General features: G+C 66.4%; 2 protein-coding genes. One reads left to right on the forward strand and one right to left on the reverse strand.

The window, feature by feature from the left end; genetic code table 11:
• A partial coding sequence (locus tag ACZ4MF_RS48900) for a transposase family protein (RefSeq protein ID WP_467500918.1) occupies positions 1-585 on the reverse strand: 585 nt, incomplete at its 3' end.
• 251 nt (positions 586-836) lie between these two features.
• Here ACZ4MF_RS48900 and ACZ4MF_RS48905 point away from each other — a divergent pair.
• Positions 837-1,541, forward strand: a complete 705-nt coding sequence (locus ACZ4MF_RS48905) for an SDR family oxidoreductase (RefSeq protein ID WP_467500916.1) — start codon at positions 837-839, stop codon at positions 1,539-1,541.
• The last annotated feature ends 253 nt before the right edge of the window (positions 1,542-1,794 follow it).

The raw sequence follows: 1,794 nt of genomic DNA on the forward strand, positions 1-1,794 counted from the left end.
CGCCCTCGCCAAACGCGCAACCGGCGAAACCACCCCAACCTGGCGAGACGCATAAACCGCAATCACCCGCGAACTACACGAACCAGACGTCCTCTGACAACCCGGTACGCGGACACACGTGCAGGCGAGCATGGACACCGACGCCGACCGGCTCGAGGTGCCGGGCCACGGCCTCGCCGACTTACAGTCGTGCGGCGCCGCGCTCGACCGGCGCCCGTGCTGTGAACAGCGCGTGGTTGACCGTTTGCTGGGTCGGTTTGAGGCAGCGTCCCGGTAGGCCGTGTCGTCACCCAGGGGCCGGCTCCTATAGGCGCGGTTGGCGAGGATGGGAACGCGCTGGCGTTCAACAGATCCGGATGATCCGGTGAGCACGGGCGCAGTGAGATCGGGTCCGCGGCCCGGCAGCGCCGGCGCGATCCACAGCAGCTGTCCGATTGGGTCGGTCACCGCCTGCACGTTCACTCCGTGTCGGCGGTGCTGGTGGGAGAAGTCGGCCCTGTCGACGACCCGGTCGCACTCCGCAACGGCGCCGTCGAGGAGGAGTTGTGGATCCCACAGCAGCCGAATTCCGTCGTCTGCCAGCAGCTGATCTCCGCCACGATGTGCCCGCCGCGAACTGGCCCGATGGGGGCGTCGCCACCAGACACCTGCCGGGCGCTGTCGCTACATGCGGGGGTGGGCACACGTTGGCGAGGATAGCCGCCCCAAGACCACCCCACCCATGTCAAACCCCGCTGCACTAGTCACCGCCAGGCCTTTGACCAGGAGAAATACCGAGGTCCGGCTGGAGTACTAGCCTGGAAGAAGAGAGTCCTCCGCGTTCGCTGACGGAAGTGATGATCATGCACATCAACGGTTCGGTAGCCCTTGTCACCGGAGCCAACCGTGGCATCGGAATGGCATTCACGGAGGCTCTGCTCGCGCACGGCGCAGCAAAGGTCTACGCCGGCGTCCGGGACCCGAACACAGCCCTGGCCTCCGGCCTCACTCCTTTGCGACTGGACGTCACCGACGAGGAGCAGGTCGCCGCAGCCGCACGTGCCGCCGATGATGTCAGCATTGTCATCAACAACGCCGGGGTCACCGGTGGCCCATCGCTCCTGGAGGGCTCATTGGACGGTGCCAGGCGCGAGATGGAGGTCAACTACTTCGGAACCTGGGCCGTCTCACGTGCGTTCGCACCCGTACTGGCCGCCAATGGCGGCGGAGCACTGGTGAACATGCTCTCCGTGGCGTCGTGGGTGGCCAACCGGCAGTTTCCGAGCTACGCAGCCTCCAAGTCAGCCCAATGGTCACTGACGAACGCATTCCGGCTGGCCCTGCGAGAGCAGGGCACGCTCGTGGTTGGCGTGCACGCCGGCTATGTCGACACCGCCTTGGCGGCGAACGTGGACTCCCCGAAAATCCTCGCGGACGACGTGGCCGAGGCCACCATGACGGGGCTGCTCAATGATGAACCCGAAGTGCTGGTTGACGAGGTCACCCGCCGGGTACGCGCCGCGCTCTCGGGGGGACTGGACGAGCTGTACGCCAATCGGTAAGTGCCCGGGCCGCTGTGGCCCCGGCCGTCGAGCGAGCCGGGGAGGTGCGTTCAACCATGACGTGGCTACGGGCTCTCCATCCATCGGCCGCACCGGGTTGGCGCTGGGCCCCGTAAAGGTGGTGCCCCTTCTTCATCGCACAGCCAGTGCCTTAAACGCAATGCCGTTGACTTTGGGCCGTGTTGGCGGTTCAACGGATACCAGGGGTGGTGTTCCGTGGCTGCTCGGCTGGTCGATCGTGTGGCGCTTGGGG

This window comes from Streptomyces sp. NPDC025793, assembly GCF_055558375.1.

What these genes read in the sequence shown, in the direction of transcription:
- ACZ4MF_RS48905 (WP_467500916.1), top strand. Translation starts at nt 837, where the DNA reads ATGATCATGCACATCAACGGTTCGGTAGCCCTTGTCACCGGAGCCAAC.